Consider the following 20,585-nt stretch of genomic DNA (forward strand, 5'->3'; position numbering starts at 1 on the left):
GATGTTAGGAGAGAAAACTCCTCTTCTTATTAATTAGTATAGCGCCAAACTTTCAAATATTTATAAAGAATTTCTCAAATATTTCTAAAGTTTTTGGTTTGTCTTGTAAAAGGGTCAGAACTTATTTAGGAATTTCTTTATTATTTGAGCAAATGTTGTTGGCGCTTGGCTATTCAGAGTATGGCCGCCCTTTTCTATAATGCGAAGCTGAGAACCTTTCAGCAGCTTGTTAAGCTCATAGGCAGCCTTTAGATTGGGTTTGTCTTTGCTGCCGTAAACCAGCAGGCTGGGGAGCTTGATTTTCTTTATTTTCTCAGTGAGATTTACCTTACGCAGCTCGGTCAAAATCCGTATCATCTGGTCTTTATCAGCTCCTTGCTTGGTGAAGACACTTTTGGGCATCAGTTTAAAGGCGAGAATCTGCAGTCTGTAGAGAAAATTATCTGCTAAATTGTATTGAGTTCCGGATAAAATCAAGCCCTTCATGTGAGGAAGGGCTTGGTCAGCTAGGTCCAGTGCCAGCAGGCCACCGAGTGACAAACCGACTAAGATAAATGGCTGTTCTTGGGCCTGAAGGTGCTGGAGGGTTGCTTGTCGAATGTCTTGGTAACTTTCATTGCTCTTCGGAAAAAGAGCCAGCGACTCCGTTGGGACATTGGCTAGGGCTTCTTGAACTTTCTTCCAAGAATGCGCATCTTGCCCTAGTCCGTGCAGAAAGATAACTTTCATGTCAGAGCTCTCCTCTATCAATCTCCAGCTCGTACAGTCCTCTGACTGCATTGCAGGCGTAGATTTTCTCAGCCTGAGCCAGATCAGCCAGCGTTAAAACTTTCTCAGTAGCCTGTCCATTATCCAGTAGCTGCTGACGGTAGATACCTTTGAGCAGGCCAAGTTCAGCTGGAGGCGTGTAGAGTTTGCCGTCTAGCTCCAGTAGCAGATTGCCGATAGAGGTTTCAAGCAGCTGGCATTGGGCATTGTAGTAAATCTGCTCTTGCTGCTCCAATGTCAGATGTGGCCGATGGCTGGTTTTGAAATAGGTAAAAGGCTGGGCTAGATTGGCTGTCTGCTCGAGCAGTTTTGCCTTTCTGAAAGTATCCGTCAGTGGCAGTAGAGGAGCCGTTTCTAGCCCAATCCTGCCGTCTTTTTTTAGAGCTATACGTAGCCTATAATCTTTTTCTTTGTCTAGCTGAGTGCAGGTTTCTTCTAGCTCTTGCTCTAGTTTGTCTTGGTCAAAAGGATAGGCGAAGTAACTGGCTGCTTCTGTCAGTCTTTGCAGGTGTTGTTCTTGCAAGGTTAGCTTTCCGTCCGTCACTTTTCCTGTAGAAATCAGGTCGAATCGCGGATTTTTCCGATAGAGGACGGCAGATTTTTGCTGGGTTTCGATGTATTCAGATTTCCAGGTGCTGTCCCAAGTGATACCGCCGCCAACGCCATAGATGGCTTTTCTTCCCTCCAGCTGAATGGTGCGGATGGCGACGTTAAAAATCCGTCTCTGGTCTGGCAGGCAGATGCCGACTGTACCGCAGTAGACCCCGCGAGCAGCTTTTTCTGTCGCCTTGATGATAGCCATAGTCGAAATCTTAGGAGCACCTGTGATGGATCCGCAAGGAAAGAGCGCCTTGAAAAGCTCTGCCAGTCCGATTCCCTCATGCAGTTGGCTTTTGATGGTAGAGGTCATCTGCCAGACCGTAGAGTACTGCTCGACGCTGCAGAGACGCTCAACCCGCTCGCTGCCCGTCCGAGAAATGCGGTTCATGTCATTCCGCAGCAGATCGACAATCATCATATTTTCTGCTCGGTTTTTGGCATCCTGGGCCAGCCATGCAGCTTGCTCTCTATCCTGCTCTAAGGTCAGTCCCCGATTGGTGGTTCCTTTCATCGGACGAGTGGTCAGTTGACCTCGGTGCTCCTCGAAAAAGAGCTCGGGACTGATGGACAAGATGGCGGTCTCGTCATGCTCTACATAAGCATTGTAGGCCGCATTTTGCTCAACGACCAGCCTGTTGTAAATAGCCAAGCTATCCTCAGGATTGAGCTCCGCGCACAGTTGCACCGTATAGTTGACCTGATAGGTATCACCCTGGCGGATATGATGATGGATAGTCTCGATAGCCTTCTGGTACTCTTGCTCAGAAGTCAGCCCCTGCCAAGCTGCTGGCATTTCTACTTCCTCATAGGTCAAGGGAATGGCAGCCTGCTCGGTTTTATCGTGGATAGTAAAGTAGAGGAGATATTCCTTCTGGAGCGGAGCGGAATGAACTTGGAACTTTTCCTCGAAGGCTGGCGCTGCTTCATAGCTGACATAGCCGACAGCATAGTATCCTTTCTCCTGCCAGCCCTCAATCTCTGTCAAAAGTTCCTCCACTTGGTCCAGGCGGCGAGTCTTTAGCTCCTTGATGGGATTCGTAAAAATCAGGCGTTGGCCCAATTGCTTAAAATCAATAATCGTTTTCTTGTGCATAAAGTTATTTTATCATAAGATAATTTGAATGAAAACGGATTTATCGGATGTGACAATCATTCTTTTATAATGGTTGACAGATTAGAAAGTGGCTAGGTATACTATGTTTAAAAAAGAAAGAATGAGATTGCTATGAAGTCAAAGAAATTGTTATTGGTAAATGGAATTACTGGAATTTTAGGAGGCCTCATCATCCTTTACGCTTCTTCTCAGAGATGGCACTGGGAAATAGTTGCTTTAGTTCCCAAAATGGTCGAAAAGTCTGACTGGGGCGTCCTGATCATACTGATCAGCTTGCTGTTTCTTTGTCTTTCCCTGGCTGGAATGGCTCATTATAGTGAAGAGCCAAGAGTCAATAAGATGAGCCATAAGCTTCTCTTTTTCGCCTTTCTTGCAGGAATCATTCCATTTTTGGGGAACTTGGCCGGCGTTCTAGCTATCATATCGGGGATTTTTTATCTTCAAGATGTACCCAAATTCAAGAGCGATGACAAAGCGGACTGACCTGTGTGTTGCCATGCTTCCTCCTGCTCGAAAGCCCTCGAAAATTATGATAAAATAAGGAAATGACAAAACCTTAAAAGGAAGCCTTATGAAAAAAATAAATGAATCTTATAAACTAATCGTCTTTGCGGCGCTTGCTCTGGCTCTGGTTCTCTATATCGGGAACATCTGGTCTGGTCTGCAGAGTCTGACTTCGGTTTTTTCACCCATTATATTGGGTGGAGTCCTAGCCTTCATCTTTAATGTCCCGATGAAAAAGCTGGAAGACCTCTTGGACAAATGCCGAGTCCCTCAGAAGTTGCAGCGCGGTTTGGCCTTAGTTTTAGAGGTGCTGATTTTAGTTCTCATTATGACAGGAATTGTTTCCATCGTCGTGCCGACTCTGACCACAGCGGTCAATCAGCTGAGCGCAACAATCGGCAAAGTAGCACCTCAGGTAGCCAAGTGGCTGCAGCAGTCTGGCTTGCTTTCCTCTAGCCAGCTGAAAGATTTGACCAAGCAACTGCAAAACAGCGACATTGTCAACCGAGCCATCTCTCTTCTGGGCAGTCTGACGGGCAATATCTCTGCTATTTTTGGCAACTTCTTCTCTGTCATCATGTCTATCTTTCTTATGTTTGCTTTCTTGAGCAGCAAGGAGCATTTGCAGACAATTACTAGCCGTCTCTTACAGGTTCTGCTTCCTGAGAAGGCTGTGAAACGCCTATCCTATGTCGGCTCTGTCATTGTTGAGACCTATGATAAGTTCCTGATGGGTCAGATGATTGAGGCCGTCATTGTTGGGATTTTAGTCTTTATCGCCTACTCTCTGACAGGCCTACCTTATGCTGCCCTGACTGGGGTTTTGGCCGGAGTGCTCTCTTTCATTCCCTACATCGGGCCTTTCTCAGCTTGTGCCCTGGGAGCTATCTTTATCTTCACCGACAGCCCTTGGAAAGCTCTTCTCTCGATTGCAGTCTTTCAGGGAGTGCAGCTGATTGAGGGCAACATCATCTATCCGCGCGTGGTCGGCCAGTCCGTCGGACTCCCAACTCTCTTTACTCTAGCCGCAGCCTTGATTGGGGGTAACCTCTTTGGCTTGGTCGGCATGATTTTCTTCACTCCTATCTTCGCAGTTATTTACCGCTTGGTTAGAGAGTTTGTTGTGGAGAAGGAGAAGAGGAATGAGAGTGGAGAAGTTGCCTAATTATTTAGACGATAAATTTGCAAAAATAGGAGCTTAATTATGAAATGGACTAAAACAAAAACAGTTATTACCTTGGGAGTAGTATTACTCTCATCTTTACTGGCTTGGACTCTCTATCTCTACTGCAATAAACAATATTACGGACAATTTCATAAGTATACGGGTAAAGCAAAGATTGATGATTATGAAATGATTGCGGATGGTGCGGGCGCTATTGTCCATTGGGTTTCAACAACCCCAGAAGAAGACAAAAAGATGGCTGAGTTCGGTAGTTATGCTTCTTACAAAATTGACCAAAACAGTTCTCGCTATATTCTGCGGCAGAATGTTAAACTGAAAGAGCTCCCCTTTCGTTTGATGGAAAGACCATCTGACGGTGCTTATTGGACTCTTAGTGTCTATCGTATCAATGACAAAAGACTTGAAGAAGAAAAGGAGATAGATCTCTACAAAGTTGTAGAGAATTACAATTCTAATTATTTACCAGCAGAGCTAGGAGGAATTTACACTTGGCAGGGTCAAGACTATTTAAAAATTCGGATACGAGATTTAAAGAATCCTCAGGAGACGAAGCCGCTTTTCCTCAATTTAAAGAATCGAAAAATGGAGGAAATTGAGATCTTAGCTCAAGATTACGTGAGAAAACCTTTTATAAAGCAAGCGACTGATTGGGACCAAAAAGCAAGTGGCATTTATACCACTACTCCTGGTGGAGAAGTTTGGGTAGATAAATCCGTTTTAGGCCAGACTCAATTTGATAGTAGTTCGAAGGCTTACAAGCTTCTAGAAAAAAAAGGAACAACAGTGTATTTATTACACTCGCAGAACAGTGCAGAAGGTTTTAGTAGGGAGGCAGCTGTCTACAGTCTACTTATGCCGGATACTGTGAATGTATATGAAGCTGTGACCATTCCTCAAGAGGTGTCTGTCGACAGTCAGGAGCATATCGTCAACTCTAAAGAAGAGTTTGACAGATACTATGATATTGAAAAGGCTAAAAAGCTGTATCATGAAACAGAGTAAGTAATACAAGATATTATAGAAACCAACGAGATTTTATTCTCGCTGGTTTTTCTTTTTCCAGGGTCATAATTTCTACCTATAGCAAACAATAATTTTAGTCAATAGTATTGCTAGAATGGGGATTTTGGATTGGTTGATGAGGTTGGTTATAGTTTTAGGCTATATCAAACTCTGGGAAATTCCAATTATACAGAGGGGGGATTTTCTGATAAGATAAAATCAAGAAAAATTTTGGAGGACGTTTATGTCAACGACTATTATTGGTTTCCCACGTTTGGGTGAATTCCGCGAATTGAAATTTACAACTGAAAAATACTTTAGACATGAAATCTCAGCAGAAGAGCTTCTGGCTGCAGCTAAGGAGCTCCGTGCTAAGCATTGGAATATTGTTAAGGAAAAAGGAATTTCTGAGATTCCATCAAATGATTTTTCTCATTATGACAATGTGCTGGATGCGGCCTTTCTCTTTAACGTAGTACCATCATCTGTGCAAGGCTTGGAGCTGACTGACTTGGAGCGTTATTTTGCCTTGGCTCGTGGCTATCAGGGCGAAAAAGGGGATGTCCGTGCTCTTCCGATGAAGAAATGGTTCAACACTAACTACCACTATATCGTTCCTAAATTTGAAAAAGAAACCCAAGTCAAGCTGGCTGGGTATAAGATTTTTGATGAATTTACAGAAGCTAAAGAGTTGGGCTTGGTAACCCGTCCTGTTGTGGTCGGTCCATTCACTCTCCTACAAGTATCTGACTTTGAAGACGGTATAGCGCCGGCAGACTTTGTTGATGCACTGGCTGCAGCTTATCAAGAAGTCTTTGCCAAATTAGCAGAGCTGGGCGCAGAGCGTATCCAGCTGGATGAGCCAAGTCTGGTCAAAGACCTGTCAGCAGAAGAAAAAGCTCTCTTCTTGGACCTTTATAAGAAGCTTTTGGCAGACAAGAAAGGCTTGGAAGTCTTGGTTCAAACCTACTTTGGTGACGTTCGTGACATCTATGCAGACCTTGTAGAGTTGCCAGTAGATGCGATTGGTTTGGACTTTGTCGAAGGCAAGAAAACTCTTGAACTTGTTAAAGGCGGTTTCCCAGCTGACAAGACTCTTTATGCGGGTATCGTCAATGGTAAGAACATCTGGCGCAACAACTATGAAAAGAGCTTGGCAGTGCTTGAGCAAATCCAAGCTGAAAACATCGTCTTGACAAGCTCATGTTCGCTGCTCCATGTGCCATTTACAACGGCTAATGAAGAATTTGAACCAGCAATCTTGAACCACTTTGCCTTTGCGGTGGAAAAATTGGATGAAATCCGTGACTTGGATGCTATCCGTAATGGCGGTGGTGCAGAAGCACTTGCTGCTAACAAAGAACTTTTTGCGACTGAACGTGTGGGTGAAAATGCGGAACTTCGTGCGCGCATTGCTGGCTTGACGGATGCGGACTACACTCGTTTGCCAGCCTTTGCAGAGCGTGAGGAAATCCAGCACAAGGCACTCAATCTGCCACCGTTGCCAACTACGACAATTGGTTCCTTCCCTCAAACCAAGGAAGTCCGTGCCAAACGCTTAGCCTTCCGCAAGGGTGAGCTGTCAGCAGAAGACTATGACAAGTTCTTGGCTGAGCAAATTGATGAATGGATCAAGTGGCAAGAAGAAGTTGGATTTGATGTGCTGGTGCACGGTGAGTTCGAGCGTAATGACATGGTTGAGTACTTCGGTCAAAACCTGTCAGGTTACCTCTTCTCTAAGAATGGTTGGGTACAATCATACGGTATGCGTGGGGTGAAACCACCAATCATCTGGGGTGATGTGACTCGTCTCAACCCAATCACTGTTAAATGGTCTAGCTATGCACAAAGCCGTACAGACAAACCTGTTAAGGGCATGCTGACTGGACCTGTTACCATCCTCAACTGGTCATTCCCACGTGAAGACATCTCTATCAAGGATTCTACCCTTCAAATCGCCCTGGCAATCAAGGATGAAGTTCTTGACCTTGAAGCTGCAGGCGTGAAGATTATCCAAATCGACGAGGCTGCTCTTCGTGAGAAATTGCCACTCCGTCGCAGCGATTGGTATGAAGATTACCTTGACTGGGCAATTCCAGCCTTCCGCTTGGTACACTCTACAGTAGCGCCAGACACACAAATCCACACTCACATGTGTTACTCAGAATTTACAGATATCATCCCTGCGATCGACAACATGGATGCGGACGTGATTTCCTTTGAAGCTAGCCGCTCTAACTTGGAAATCCTGGATGAGCTCAAGGCTAAGAACTTCCAGACAGAAGTGGGGCCTGGAGTTTACGACATCCACTCACCACGCGTGCCAAATGAAGGGGAAATCGACCATACGATTGAAGCTATCTTGGCTAAGGTGCCAAGCAGTAAGGTCTGGATCAACCCTGACTGTGGTCTTAAAACTCGTGGTATCCCAGAAACCAAGGCTAGCTTGGTGCGCTTAGTAGAAGCAGCCAAAGCAGCTAGACAACATTTGCAATAATCCTCCTGGAACCTCAAAAGTTGATCTTGATGGAGGATACCCCAAAAATTGAAGCAGAGCTGACAATCCTGCAGAAGTTGTTCTTCTAGGGTTGCCCTCGGCTATCACTACCATCATTGAAAGGAACTTTTTGTTATATGGTTCGTCGTCACACACCCAGTCTCTCATTTGAAGTATTTCCTCCCAATCCGGCAGTAGGCAATGATAAGATTTTTCAGGCATTGAGAGAGATGCAAGATCTGGCTCCGCACTTTATCAGTGTGACTGCCAGCAATAATAAGTTTGACATTGAGGAGACGACGGTTCGTTTGACCGAGTTCATCGCCAATGATCTCCAGATTCCGACGATTGCTCACTTACCTGCGGTCTATCTGACCAAGGACATGGTGTCCAATATCTTGCAGTCTTTGGATCGGGTTGGTGTCCATCAGATTTTGGCTTTGCGAGGGGATATTTTTCCAGATGTAGCGCCTAAGGATGATTTTACCTATGCGACTGATTTGATTGAATACATTAAGACAGAAGCACCGCACTTTGACATCATTGGAGCCTGCTATCCGGAGGGCCATCCAGATTCTCCAAATCAGATTTCGGATATTCAAAATCTCAAGAAAAAGGTGGATGCTGGCTGTTCTAGTCTGGTGACTCAGCTTTTCTTTGACAATGAGCGTTTTTATGATTTTCAGGACAAGTGTATTTTAGCCGGTATTGAAGTGCCAATCCATGCTGGGATTATGCCGATTCTCAATCGCAATCAGGCTCTGCGCCTGCTCAAGACCTGTGAGAATATCAAGCTGCCAAGAAAATTCCGGGCTATTCTGGATAAATACGAACATGACCCAGAGTCTCTGAGAGCAGCTGGTCTGGCTTATGCTGTGGACCAAATTGTTGACTTGGTGACCCAAGATGTAGCGGGCATACACCTTTACACTATGAATAATGCTGCAACAGCCTACCATATCTATAAGGCTACCCATGCTCTCTTTAATCATAACCCATCCGTCCAATCTTTCTAAGATGAATGAAGAAACCACTAATCAGCTTCATTTGCTGTTTAGTGGTTTTTGTTTTATAATAAGGATAAAAATTTTATCCAAATCTAAGGAGGAGCTGATGGAGCATTCGCTGACCTTGGTTAAGTCTATGCAGTTTGGCCAAGAAGATTGTTTTTTTGCCTTCTGTGGTTATTCAAAAACGGAAGCCCACCATAGCTTTGGGCCGGCTGTTCGGGATGTTTATGTCATTCACATCGTACTGGAGGGACGGGGGACTTACTCCGTGGGCAATCAGCGCTATGATTTGCAGGAAGGGCAGGGCTTTGTGGTGCCACCAGATCAGTCGGTTTTTTATCAGGCTGATGGAGAAGAGCCTTGGTCTTATGTCTGGATGGGACTGGGTGGGCTCCTCTTGCCTCATTATCTGCAGGCTCTGGGACTGCAGTCTGGCCAATGGTCTTTTGCGCTGACTTCTTTGCAGGAATTTAAGGCCTTGGTCTTTGAAAGTCTGGCTTATGAGGGCAGCGGAATAACAGCTGAACTAGCTCTGCAAAGGCAAGTTTATCGCTTCTTGGAGCTCTTGTCCCAGCGTCTCAAGCAGACCTCTTTAATCACGGAAAGCCGTCGGGTCAATCCTTATGTCCAGCAGGTCTTGGAACTGCTGAGCAGTCATCTGCCAGAAAATTTATCTGTGCAGGAGTTGGCGCAGAAATTGGCGCTGCATCCTTCCTACCTATCTCGGCTTTTCAAGGATGAAGTAGGCAAGGGAATCAAGGAGTACAGCAATGATTTGCGACTCAATATGGCAGCTGATTTGCTGACGAGCAGCCAGCTTTCGGTGGAAGAGATTGCCAATAAGACGGGCTTTGCCGGAACACAGAGCTTTTCAAAAGCCTTCAAGAAGGCACGTGGCCAGTCGCCCTTGAACTTTCGCAAGGCTAGCTCTCATCTGAGGCAGGAGCTGTAAAAAGTCACATTTGGATAAATAATACTAGAAAGAAAGGCTTACCAAAAGGGGTGGCCTTTTTTATAATGAAAGTGGAAGTTTGATTGCAGACTGTGAAAGGAGAAGACCATGAATAAGGCGAGTATTTTGTTTAAGGAAGAGTGCAGGCAATTTCATCTGACTAATGGTGATGTTTCTTATATCTTCCAGATTTCGGGGGATGGTAAACTCTTGCAGCTTTACTACGGAGCGGCGGTACCGGAGCGAGATTATTCTTATCTGGTGGAGCTGCAGCATCGGCCCATGACGACCTATCGGAAAGAAGGAGATTTACGCTATTCTTTGGAGCATGTGCGTCAGGAATTTCCAGAATACGGCACGACAGATTTTCGTCATCCCGCTATCTGTCTGCGGCAGGAAAATGGCTCGCGTATTACTGATTTTGTCTATGTCAGTCATCAGATAGTAGATGGTAAGCCTGCTTTAGAGGGGCTGCCCGCTACTTATACAGAGACTCAAACGGAGGCTAAGACTCTTATTCTAACCCTACGAGATGAGGTGACAGAAGTAGAAGTTCAGCTGTTTTATACGATTTTTGCTGATTGGCCGGTTATCACTCGCTCCAGCAAAGTGATTAATCAAGGCAGGGAAACTTGCTACTTGGAATCCCTAGCTAGTCTGTCGCTTGATCTGCCAGATGCTGATTATGACTGGCTGCAGTTATCAGGGGCATGGGCTCGGGAACGCCATATCAAGGAGCGCCCGCTTCAGCAGGGGATTCAGTCTATTGAGTCAACCCGCGGCATTTCCAGTCCCCACCACAATCCTTTTGTGGCTCTTAAGCGACCGGAAACGACTGAATTTTCAGGTCCAGTACTAGGAACGGCCTTGGTGTATTCAGGTAATTTTCTCATTCAGGCTGAGGTGGATACCTATGATGTGACCCGGTTGCAGCTAGCCATCAATCCTTTTGGTTTTGAGTGGAAGCTGGCTGCAGGCCAGTCCTTTACCAGTCCAGAAGCTCTGCTAGTATATTCTGAGCGGGGCCTCAACGGCATGAGTCAAGTCTTTCATCAGCTATTTCGTCAACGCCTAGCTAGGGGCTACTGGCGCGAGCGAGCGCGTCCTGTTCTCATTAATAATTGGGAAGCTACCTATTTTGACTTTAGTGAGAATCAGCTGCTGGAGCTTGCTGAAAAGGCTCAGGAAGTAGGAGTCGAGCTCTTTGTACTAGATGACGGCTGGTTTGGCCAGCGGTCTAATGATCGCGCTGGGCTGGGTGATTGGTTTGTCAATCCAGAAAGGCTGCCGCAGGGGCTGGGCTTGCTAGCAGAACGTATTCACGGTTTGGGCATGCAGTTTGGTCTTTGGTTTGAGCCGGAAATGGTCAATAAGGACAGCCAACTCTACCGAACTCATCCTGACTGGCTGTTGGCAGTGCCAGATAGACAGCCCCACCATGGTCGGAACCAGTTTGTTTTGGACTATTCTCGGTCGGAAGTAGTGGATGAGATTTTTGAGCGTCTATCGGCGGTTATCGAGGAAGCACAGCTGGATTATATCAAATGGGATATGAATCGCCCTCTGACGGATGTCTTCTCAGCTGCCTGGCCAGCTGATCAGCAAGGAGAGATTTTTCACCGCTATGTCTTGGGTGTTTATGACTTGTATGAGCGTTTGATTAGTCGCTATCCGAGATTGTTATTTGAGTCCTGCTCTTCGGGTGGAGGCCGCTTTGATCCAGGTATGCTCTACTATGCTCCGCAAGCTTGGACCAGCGATGACTCGGATGCGATTGAGCGTTTGAAAATCCAGTATGGAACCAGTCTTCTCTATCCGCTTTCATCCATGGGAGCCCATGTCTCCATCGTGCCCAATCACCAGACCAATCGTCTGACTCCGTTGAAGACGCGGGGGAATGTCGCCTTTTTCGGTTCCTTTGGCTATGAGCTGGACCTTAATCAGCTAAGTCCAGAAGAATTGGCTGAAGTCAGGGAACAGATAGCTTTTTACAAGTGCCATCGAGAGCTGATTCATAATGGAACTTTTTATCGACTGCAGTCGCCATTTAAGGGAGATGGGCAGACAGCTTGGATGGTTGTCAGTCAGGATCAGAATACTGCACTTTTAGGCACTTTCAAGGTCCTCAATCAAGTCAATCGCTCTCATCAGTGCTTGCAACTGAAAGGACTGGCTGCGGATAAGGTCTATCGGCTAGAGGGGTGTGCCTATACGGGGGCTGAGCTTATGCGAGTTGGACTGGTCACCACGGACGCTTCCAGCGGTCAGCTTTTAGAGGATTCTGAGCAAAAGTCAAGCTATGACTTTGATTCCAAACTCTGGCTGTTTGAAGCAGAAGATGAGTAGATAAGCTGGGAAATAAAAAGAACAGAAGGAACAAGCTGATTAAAAGCTGTCCTTCTTGTTTTTTTCTCTGAGAGAGTAGGATAGTACCATTATCTATAATAATTCTATAGGAAAAGGCTTTCAAAAAGGTATATAATAGAGTGAAGCTTTTATAAAATAGAGCTGGGTCAGAATAGGAGAATTTGTAAAAATTGAAGAAAGCATTTGCTAGCTTGGATTATTAGAAGAAAGCATTTGGCAAATGCGAGGAAGAAGATGAGGAAGAGGGGGATTTATGACGAGAAAAATCATCTTTCTGGATGTGGATGGAACCATCATCGACTATGATAATCATATACCGGAGTCTGCTGTTGTCGCCATTCGCAAGGCACGAGAAAAGGGCCATCTGGTCTATGTCTGCACCGGCCGCAGCAAGGCTGAGATGCCGCCGGAAATTTGGGATATTGGCTTTGATGGCATGATTGGGGGCAACGGCTCCTATGTGGAGCATGAGGGGGAGGTTATTCTGCACCAGCTGATTCCTCAAGAGGTTGCTAGACGGCTAGTCGACTGGCTTCAGGAGCGGAGGCTAGAGTTTTACCTAGAGAGTAATAACGGCCTCTTTGCAAGCAGGGGCTTCCGTGAAGCAGCACGACCAGTGCTTCAGACCTACGTCCTTGGAAAAGGTGTTAATCCAGAAAAAGTAGTAAATATGGAGGCAGAAGAAGCACTTCATGGCCTGGTTTATGGTGGGGAGCTCTACCGAGACGACCTGAACAAAGTCAGCTTTATTCTCAGAAGCTACCAAGACCATCTGGACTCTAAGGCAGCTTTTCCTGAGCTTAAGGCGGGTACTTGGGGAGGTAAGGGCGAGCATGCTCTCTTTGGTGACTTGGGAGCCAAAGGTATTACCAAGGCGCATGCTATTGAGGTTCTGCTGAAGCATCTTCATGCTGATAAGGCGGATACTCTGGCTTTTGGCGATGCCAAGGTTGATATTCCTATGCTGGACTATTGTCAGGTCGCGGTCGCTATGGGAAATGGCGGAGCGGAAATCAAGGCCATGGCAGATCTGGTGACAGACTCGGTCAGCCAAGACGGTCTCTACAAGGCCTTTGAAAAGTTAGAACTCATCTAAAGGAGATGTGAATGATAGCAAAAACTCTTTATCTGATGCGGCATGGCCAGACGCTTTTTAATCTGCGCCATAAGGTGCAGGGCTGGTGTGATGCTCCTCTGACTGATTTTGGCATCTATCAGGCCAAGGTGGCAGGGAAATATTTTAAGGATGCCGGTATTGCATTTGATGATGCTTATAGCTCTACTCAAGAGCGGGCCTGTGATACCTTGGAATTGGTAACGGACGGTAAGATTCCCTATAAGCGTGTCAAGGGACTCAAGGAGTGGAACTTTGGGACTTTTGAAGGGGAAAGCGAGGATCTTAATCCACCCCTGCCCTATGGAGATTTCTTTGTGACCTATGGCGGTGAATCGCAGGACCAGGTCAGGGAGCGCATGGCTGCGACCGTTCTCAAGCTCATGCAAGAGACAGATGGCCAGTCCGTGCTCATGGTTTCTCATGGTGCAGCTATGGCTAATTTTGCTAGGGCTTGGCAGAAAAATTGGCGTCTGGAAAGTCTAGGTCGCATGACCAATTGCGGTATTTTGAAGTTTACTTTTGAACATGACCAATTTTACCTAGAAGAAGTGATTGGTCACGATTTTAGCAGCTGGAAGGAAAAATAAATGAAAGATTTATACTTGATGCGGCATGGACAGACCTTTTTCAATCAAGAGGGTTTGGTGCAGGGAGCTTGTGACTCCCCTCTGACTGAACTGGGGCAGGAACAGGCTCGGCAGGCAGGAGCTTATTTGAAAGAGCGGGGCATTCGTTTTGGTCAGCTCTACTCGTCCACCCAGGAGCGGGCTTCTGATACGCTGGAACTTGTCTCTGGTCGAACCGACTATACTCGTCTTAAGGGTATTAAAGAATGGAACTTTGGTCTTTTTGAGGCCCAGCCTGAACGCCTGCAGCCGAAATTTCGACCAGGAGCTACCTCTTTTGAAGACCTCTTCGTTCCCTATGGCGGAGAAGGTGTGAACCAAGTCGGTGAGCGCATGCTGGTCACTCTGACTGAGGTCATGGAGCAGGCGGATGCAGAGCCAGTCTTGGCCGTCTGCCATGGCGGTGCCATGTGGGCCTTATATCTCAAGATTGCAGCTCAAGCTCTGGATTCCAAGGTGCGCTTTGGCAACTGCGCCATCTGTCATTACTATTATGAGCAGGGACATTTTAAACTGACAGAAGTCATTGACCCACTGACGGGTAGTGTGCATGAGTGTGAATAAAGAAGCAGAGCATTCATCATAATGAGAGTTCAGAAAGATTATCACTACATTAAAAACCTCAGGTTTTCTGAGGTTTTTTGGTTTATACTTGACTGTAGGTTTCACGACGACTTAGTTTTGCGTCTTCTTTTTTGCTGGTTATCGGCTGTGCCTGGATTTCTTTATTCCACTCACTTCGAGTAAAGACCATGGAGAGTAGTGCCAGAGCCGCAAAGGCTGCTCCTACATACCAATAGGGAGTATCTAGCGTCGTGGAGCGGCCAGACAGATTGACAATGCCACGGAAGAGCATACCGGCTGTCATGATGGCTACAGCTGAGTTCCAGAGGTTGAGGCTGAGCCGAGAGAGATTAGGGATGACCTTCATGAAGAGCAGGAGGAGGATGCCACCCACCAGAGGAATGACAAAGAGGTAGTGCATGTGGCTAGATGTTTCGCCGAAGCTGAAAGATTCATAGATTCTGCTGAAAGCAAAGAAGAAAATAGTTAATAGTGTGTAGATAAGGGCTGTTTTTCTAAAACGTTTTTTGCTGGGATTAGTAACCGATGTAGACAATATCACTCACCGACCTTTCTGAGATAGTATTTCCGTTGGTGGTAGGTTTGTTAATGACCTGACCGTTAAAGTAAAGTGTAGAGGAGCCGCCGCCATCAAGGTTGTAGGCAGTCTTAACGCCATAAGATTTCATGATTTCTGCCATTTGGTAGAGGGAAAGACCCTCGCTTTCTGAGGTACGTCCGTCTGAGACGATGATGATGTAGTGGTTTTCATCAATGATACCGATAGCTGTCCGAGGATTGGAAGACATGGACTGGCCGACTTCGGAGTTGGTATCAACGACAATCTCACCATTTTCTACAAGAGATGGGCCGAAGGCCAAGAGATTGACCACGCCGTCTTTGACCAGTTGATCGGCAGAGACTTGGTCTTCATAGATAATCTTGAAGGAGCCGTCTTTGTAAATAGCTAAATCACCATTACTGGAGTCTTCTCGGACGGTATCGCGGTAGACGACGCCATTGCGGATGACATAGCCAGTTGTGTTGGCCCCGTAGTAGTCGCCGTTAACCGCTAGGATAGCATTGTTGTTGGCGGCCGTTTCCGAGGTCTTGGCGGTGACATTGTTTCCGTAAGTGTTTTGGGCAAAGGCTGTTTTCAGGTATTCCGATGAGCTGACAGTCACATCAGCGATGTAGACTTGGGTGTTGCTGACGGTCTTTTTAGTTAGCGTAACCGAGATGTTGTCGTCTGAATAGCTGGTATCCGTCACAGTCGCTGTTTCGGCAGCCTTGCTGGCAGCCTTGGCATTGGACGACGAACTCGTACTTGAAACCGTGGAAATGGTCTCTGCGATGACAAAGGTTTTCAGCATGGAGTAGCTGAAAGAAGCTATCAGAAGCAGCCCGAAAATGGAGGCGTAGGCATAGCGTTTCTTTAAAAATTTCATGATGCGGTGTGTGTCCTTTCCTTAAAAATAAATCTCTTTTGCACCATCCAAGAGACGGTAAAGAGCAAGATGCCGACGATGATTTTGACAATCAGAAGATTGAGACCAAAGACAGCGTAGAAGAGGCGAATCAGCAGTGTGTCTAGGATAAAGAGCACTACAGCTAGGCTGAAATAGCCAGTTCCTGTCTTGAGTATACTGTCGTCGTTCTTAAAGACCAGCCTTTTATTGGTCGAGTAATTAAAGATTGAGCTGGTCACTCGGGCAATCCCATTTGCGAGAAGAATTCTCAAGCTGGTCGGCACAGCGGCTAAAAACAAGAGAGCCAGGGCGTAGACGATGTAGTCGACGACGAAGCTGCTGAGAGAAGTCAGGGCAAATTTGAATATATTTTTATAAATCATGAGCCCATCCCGAATTGGTCGGAAGTGCGAGCCTTGATTGTCATTGATATAGACCGTCTCAATAGGCACTTCCAAAATGAGATATTCCTTGCTGGCTTCTAAGAGCATGTTCATTTCATACTCATAGCGCTGCCCCTCTACATTTAGCATAAATGGAATCATGTTGGTCGTAAAGGCTCGTAAGCCTGTCTGAGTATCGGAAACAACCACGCCAGTTTGGGCTTTGAAGAGAGCCCGAGTCAGACTGTTGCCGAAGCGGCTGCGCAGAGGCACCTTGCCAGTAAAGGCGCGTGCTCCCAGAATCAGCCGATTGGGATTTTCAGAAGCTTTGGCTGCTACGCGGAAAATATCCCAGACCTTGTGCTGGCCATCCGCATCTGCTGTTACTACCGTTCCGTATATCTTCAGTGCTTGGATAAAGGTAAAAGCAGTTTTCAGCGCTTGCCCCTTGCCTTGATTGACCTGATGACGGAGCACGGTCGCGTACTGCTCTGCCTGCTCAAAGACTATCTGGCATTTGGAGGAGCTGCCGTCATCGATAACAATGATATGAAAATCACTCTTATGGTGAATTTTTTTTATCAGCTTAATAAGATTATAATCAGGCTCATAGGCCGGAATCACTAGATAATCCATATCCATACCTCTTTCTTAGATGATTTGTAGAAAGTATACAGACTGTGGCTTAAAAATTCCTAATATAAGTTAGTTTTAAGAAAATGTTAACATTTCTTTAAGGAAAGAGCAGAGAAAGAAGAGGATAGAAAGGCTGGTGGGAATGGAAATGAATAATACACAACTATCTTAAATGAGTCTTAAAAATTAGGAAAATAAATATGAAGATACTCCAACTTTTTATTAAAAAACTATAACATTGTACCAAAAATATTAACGGTATAAGAAATATGCGTTATAATATTAAAGGTATTACATTATAGAAAGGTTGTCTTATGAAAAAATCATTTCGTAAAGTTGTTATAGCTTCGGCTGTCATACTGAGTGCGATGGCTTTTCAACCTCACGAGGTAAAAGCTTTCGATTTTGGCGGAGGTTTTAGTAGTTCTAGTTTTGGAAGTTCTTTTTCAGCCTCTGATTATGCGCCAATCAGTTCTAGTTCTAGTTCAAGCTTAAGCAACATCAGCACAAGCGACTACCGTCCGATTAGTACACCGTCGGTAAGTGAAAGTGTTAGCAGTGTTAGTTCGAGTGACTACCGTCCGATTAGCACACCATCAGTAAACGAAAGTGTCAGCAATGTTAGTTCGAGCGACTATCAGCCAATCAGCACACCGTCGGTAAGTGAAAGTGTTAGCAGTGTTAGTTCGAGCGACTACCGTCCGATTAGCACACCGTCGGTAAGTGAAAGTGTTAGCAGTGTTAGTTCGAGCGACTACCGTCCGATTAGCACACCGTCGGTAAGCGAAAGTGTCAGCAACGTTAGTTCAAGTGACTATCAGCCAATTAGTACACCATCGGTAAGCGAAAGTGTCAGCAGTGTTAGTTCGAGTGACTATCGTCCGATTAGCACACCGTCGGCAAGCGAAAGTGTCAGCAACATTAGTTCGAGTGATTATCAGCCAATCAGCACACCGTCAGTAAGTGAAAGTGCCAGCAGTGTTAGTTCGAGCGACTATCGGCCAATTAGTACACCATCAGTAAGCGAGGACGCTAGCAATATCAAGCCTAGCGATTACAAACCAATCAGCGATTCATCTGCAAGTGCTTCAGACAGCTTGGCGGATTCTGTTGATTATAAGGCGATTGCTGGTAAAGATGATACTGTAACGACAGACAATCTTGCTAAAAAAGGTAAAGATGATGCCTTGAAAATGGCTGATTCCAAAGTAGATCAATCTGCAACAGACGCTTTGGGTGCAGTAGATGTTACCGAAAAGGCCTTGGAGTCTGCCAATGCTGGAACTCAAAAAGCAAGCACAGGCAGTAGCCGCTATAACTTAGCTGTCTCACCGGAAGTTGAAACAGCTTTAGATTCCTTGTCAGAAGAACATAGAAATCAGTTTATTAAAGCGTTGAAAGACTATGGTTATGGTCTGAATAATTCTGAAACGTCGGCTACCACAACTCCAGAGTATAGTTTAAGCTCAACTTCCTCAAGTAACAAGGGAAAGTTGGATTTTACTCCTTATGGTCAGTCTACTCTTACCGATAGCCAAGGTCAGCCTACATCGGCTTATCAAGGCTTGTTGGATTTTGCAAATAGTAAAGAAAGTCAGCCTCTATTTAATCAATCTGCAAGCAATGACTATCAGATCAAGAAAGGTGATAGCTTAGCCAAAATCGGCAATCTCCATTATCCGGATGATAAGGAAAAAGCTGCAGCAGCTTCTATGCTGGCTCTTCAGGATTTGCATGGGCAGAATAAGCTGAACATCAATAATAAACAAAACCGTATTAATCTGACACCTGGCGATAAGGTCAATGTAGATTTATCTAACTATACATCAGAAGAAATCAGTGCGTTAGCCAAGGGATTTAATAAAATCCAGTCGGCAGAAAATAAAATTGATACTTTCCGCCAGGCCCAAGAAAAAGCTAAGGCCTTGGTGCGAGCTCAAGAAAGACAAAACAGAGCTTCTCAAGCAAGGAAAATCTGGCAGGAACAACCAACAAATGCTACTTCCAAACTAAGCGATTTGCTCCAGCAAAATACTGATTCAGCCAGTGAAAGCAAAAGTCAAAAGATTGCTAAAGGATGGGCAAACCTGAGCGCACCTACGAAACTGAACCGATTTGGTCAGCCAAATTATCAAGCGGCTTACCAAGAGGCAAAAATTCGTCCGACAACTCTAGAAGAGGTAAGGCCGGGTGCACTCAGCCAATTTGTCAATAAATACCTTCTTGCAGATCCTAGTGCTTCGAATAAATATTTAGCCGAAACGAAAGTATCGCCAAAGGATTTTAGTCTAGATGCATTTGAAAAAAGATCCAAAATTAGCCATGAAGCTGGGAAAGCAGCCTTTAAGGAATATTATAATGATGCTGTTACTGGACTGGCTTCTTTGGCCGATTTAAGCTTTGATGGAATGAAAACTACGGCTCATAAGGCTGGGTTAGTCAATCTATCTAAAGATGAATTGAACGAAATTTATAATCGCGATTCTGCTGTATGGCAAGGGATTATTGATAAATGGGATTCAACCTCTGCACCAGAGATGTTATTAGGAGTAAGCAGATATGTAATGAATCTTGCGAGTCAAGTCTCTCCTGGCTCCCGCGAAATTAACTCTATTTCAAATTTCATGGCCGGAGACGGTTTTGCTCAAAAAAATCAGCTTAAAACTACCTTGGAAGCGGCAGAGTTTGCCTTACCAGCGTCGAAAGCATCTATAGCTGGAAAAATTGCAAAAAATGGTGTTGGTAGTGCGGCACATGCCATTGCTTCTAAAACTGGTAAAGTCTTAAATACAGCGGAAGGTTTTGGAAAGAATCTATTTGATGCTACTAAGAGTAAAGTTGATAATTTTGGTGAAAAATGGTTCCCACAACCTTCAATGGTGACACCAGAAGGTTTAGTGCTTGATGTTTCAAAACCTTCTCATTCTAAATCAGCGCCAGCTTACCTCAGTAAAAAGACTGATTCTAATCTTGGTTTAACCAATAACAAAGATGGAGTTGGAGGTAAAAACAACCTAAATAATACTATAGCTCAGGAAGTCGGTCAAAGTCTGAGTACACATGGTAGTGATGTAGCAAAAAGTTTTAAGGGGACAGGAAAAGGTAAAGGAATTTACGGACCATATTACGAAGAGGCTGTTAAGCGTCATGCTGAGAGTCCGAAATGGTACGCTAATCCTGATGAATCAAGAATTGTTTCAGGAGAAGAACTCGCAAATGCTCGTGCTGAATATAGACAGATGCTCCAAAGTGGTGAATTACCTAAAGGACATCATCGTCAAGGGCTAGCATTTGGAGGTGAAAATGTTCCAGAAAATATCCAGTTCACAGGCGAAACAACTATTAGAAGTTCAGAGTTGGACAAATTAGACCTTAGTTTTTATCATAAAAATGGATATGGTAAGAAAAATCCTAAGATATTGAAAATGCACCAACAAGAAAGTGGTTTGTATTTGTTTGGTAATAACCCGAAACATACAGAGGTCACTAATTTCCAAAATAAGATATTAAAATGGCAAAAAAAACATGGTTTAAGATAAATTAGCTGTTAAAAATCTTTTTTACTTAAATTTAAAGAACTAGTTGTTTAGTTAGTGGAATGTGAAATATCCATTAAATACGGATTTGTAGATTAGACAATGTTCATTATTAAAGTACATAAAATATAGCTTCCTTGTACTTTTAACTTAATGACATGGCTAAAAAATAGTTTTCTTTTATTATAAACCACCTTCGGGTGGTTTTCGTGTAGCTAGAAAACAGTTTAATTTTTCGCTTTATGTTATAATAA

16 protein-coding genes are annotated in these 20,585 nt (G+C 44.9%); 11 read left to right on the plus strand and 5 right to left on the minus strand.

Annotation, left to right across the window (positions count from 1 at the left end):
- Positions 1–114 precede the first annotated feature (114 nt).
- Positions 115–729 (minus strand): alpha/beta hydrolase, encoded by a 615-nt coding sequence (locus K4I03_RS06590; protein WP_227964116.1) that lies wholly within the window; start codon positions 727–729, stop codon positions 115–117.
- A gap of 1 nt (position 730) precedes the next feature.
- Positions 731–2,461, minus strand: coding sequence for an aminodeoxychorismate synthase component I (gene pabB, locus K4I03_RS06595; protein ID WP_227964117.1), 1,731 nt, complete (start codon positions 2,459–2,461; stop codon positions 731–733).
- Positions 2,462–2,593: 132 nt separating this feature from the next.
- Between pabB and K4I03_RS06600 the strand changes: the two genes are divergently transcribed.
- The 10 genes from K4I03_RS06600 to K4I03_RS06645 all read left to right on the plus strand — a co-directional run bounded on the left by K4I03_RS06600 (position 2,594) and on the right by K4I03_RS06645 (position 14,307).
- Positions 2,594–2,965: a hypothetical protein gene (locus K4I03_RS06600; protein WP_002901428.1), complete on the plus strand. Its 372-nt coding sequence runs from the start codon at positions 2,594–2,596 to the stop codon at positions 2,963–2,965.
- An 88-nt stretch (positions 2,966–3,053) separates the two neighbouring features.
- Positions 3,054–4,151, plus strand: coding sequence for an AI-2E family transporter (locus K4I03_RS06605; RefSeq protein ID WP_227964118.1), 1,098 nt, complete (start codon positions 3,054–3,056; stop codon positions 4,149–4,151).
- A gap of 39 nt (positions 4,152–4,190) precedes the next feature.
- Positions 4,191–5,174: a hypothetical protein gene (locus tag K4I03_RS06610; RefSeq protein ID WP_227964119.1), complete on the plus strand. Its 984-nt coding sequence runs from the start codon at positions 4,191–4,193 to the stop codon at positions 5,172–5,174.
- A gap of 244 nt (positions 5,175–5,418) precedes the next feature.
- On the plus strand, positions 5,419–7,671 hold the full coding sequence (gene metE, locus K4I03_RS06615) for a 5-methyltetrahydropteroyltriglutamate--homocysteine S-methyltransferase (RefSeq protein WP_227964123.1): 2,253 nt from the start codon (positions 5,419–5,421) through the stop codon (positions 7,669–7,671).
- A gap of 137 nt (positions 7,672–7,808) precedes the next feature.
- On the plus strand, positions 7,809–8,687 hold the full coding sequence (gene metF / locus K4I03_RS06620) for a methylenetetrahydrofolate reductase [NAD(P)H] (protein WP_002910611.1): 879 nt from the start codon (positions 7,809–7,811) through the stop codon (positions 8,685–8,687).
- A 1-nt stretch (position 8,688) separates the two neighbouring features.
- A complete protein-coding gene (locus tag K4I03_RS06625) occupies positions 8,689–9,633 on the plus strand; it encodes an AraC family transcriptional regulator (protein ID WP_227964822.1) in 945 nt (314 codons plus the stop codon).
- A gap of 108 nt (positions 9,634–9,741) precedes the next feature.
- On the plus strand, positions 9,742–11,979 hold the full coding sequence (locus K4I03_RS06630; RefSeq protein ID WP_227964126.1) for an alpha-galactosidase: 2,238 nt from the start codon (positions 9,742–9,744) through the stop codon (positions 11,977–11,979).
- A gap of 274 nt (positions 11,980–12,253) precedes the next feature.
- Positions 12,254–13,096, plus strand: coding sequence for an HAD family hydrolase (locus K4I03_RS06635; protein ID WP_227964132.1), 843 nt, complete (start codon positions 12,254–12,256; stop codon positions 13,094–13,096).
- A gap of 11 nt (positions 13,097–13,107) precedes the next feature.
- Positions 13,108–13,704, plus strand: a complete 597-nt coding sequence (locus K4I03_RS06640) for a histidine phosphatase family protein (protein WP_227964134.1) — start codon at positions 13,108–13,110, stop codon at positions 13,702–13,704.
- Positions 13,705–14,307, plus strand: coding sequence for a histidine phosphatase family protein (locus tag K4I03_RS06645; RefSeq protein ID WP_227964136.1), 603 nt, complete (start codon positions 13,705–13,707; stop codon positions 14,305–14,307).
- An 82-nt stretch (positions 14,308–14,389) separates the two neighbouring features.
- Here K4I03_RS06645 and K4I03_RS06650 read toward each other — a convergent pair whose 3' ends face one another.
- Genes K4I03_RS06650 through K4I03_RS06660 form a run of 3 tightly spaced genes read right to left on the minus strand, consistent with a single transcriptional unit; the run spans position 14,390 to position 16,801 of the window.
- Positions 14,390–14,863, minus strand: coding sequence for a hypothetical protein (locus tag K4I03_RS06650; RefSeq protein ID WP_227964137.1), 474 nt, complete (start codon positions 14,861–14,863; stop codon positions 14,390–14,392).
- A complete protein-coding gene (locus K4I03_RS06655) occupies positions 14,844–15,755 on the minus strand; it encodes a phosphodiester glycosidase family protein (RefSeq protein WP_227964138.1) in 912 nt (303 codons plus the stop codon). Before K4I03_RS06655 ends, K4I03_RS06650 begins: the two co-directional genes overlap by 20 nt.
- A complete protein-coding gene (locus tag K4I03_RS06660; protein ID WP_227964140.1) occupies positions 15,752–16,801 on the minus strand; it encodes a bifunctional glycosyltransferase family 2/GtrA family protein in 1,050 nt (349 codons plus the stop codon). Before K4I03_RS06660 ends, K4I03_RS06655 begins: the two co-directional genes overlap by 4 nt.
- Positions 16,802–17,109: 308 nt before the next feature.
- On the opposite strand from K4I03_RS06660, the gene K4I03_RS06665 reads away from it, so the two are divergent.
- Positions 17,110–20,334, plus strand: a complete 3,225-nt coding sequence (locus K4I03_RS06665; RefSeq protein ID WP_227964141.1) for a hypothetical protein — start codon at positions 17,110–17,112, stop codon at positions 20,332–20,334.
- Positions 20,335–20,585 lie beyond the last annotated feature (251 nt).

The organism is Streptococcus sanguinis (assembly GCF_020729725.1).
GTDB lineage: Bacteria > Bacillota > Bacilli > Lactobacillales > Streptococcaceae > Streptococcus > Streptococcus sanguinis_V.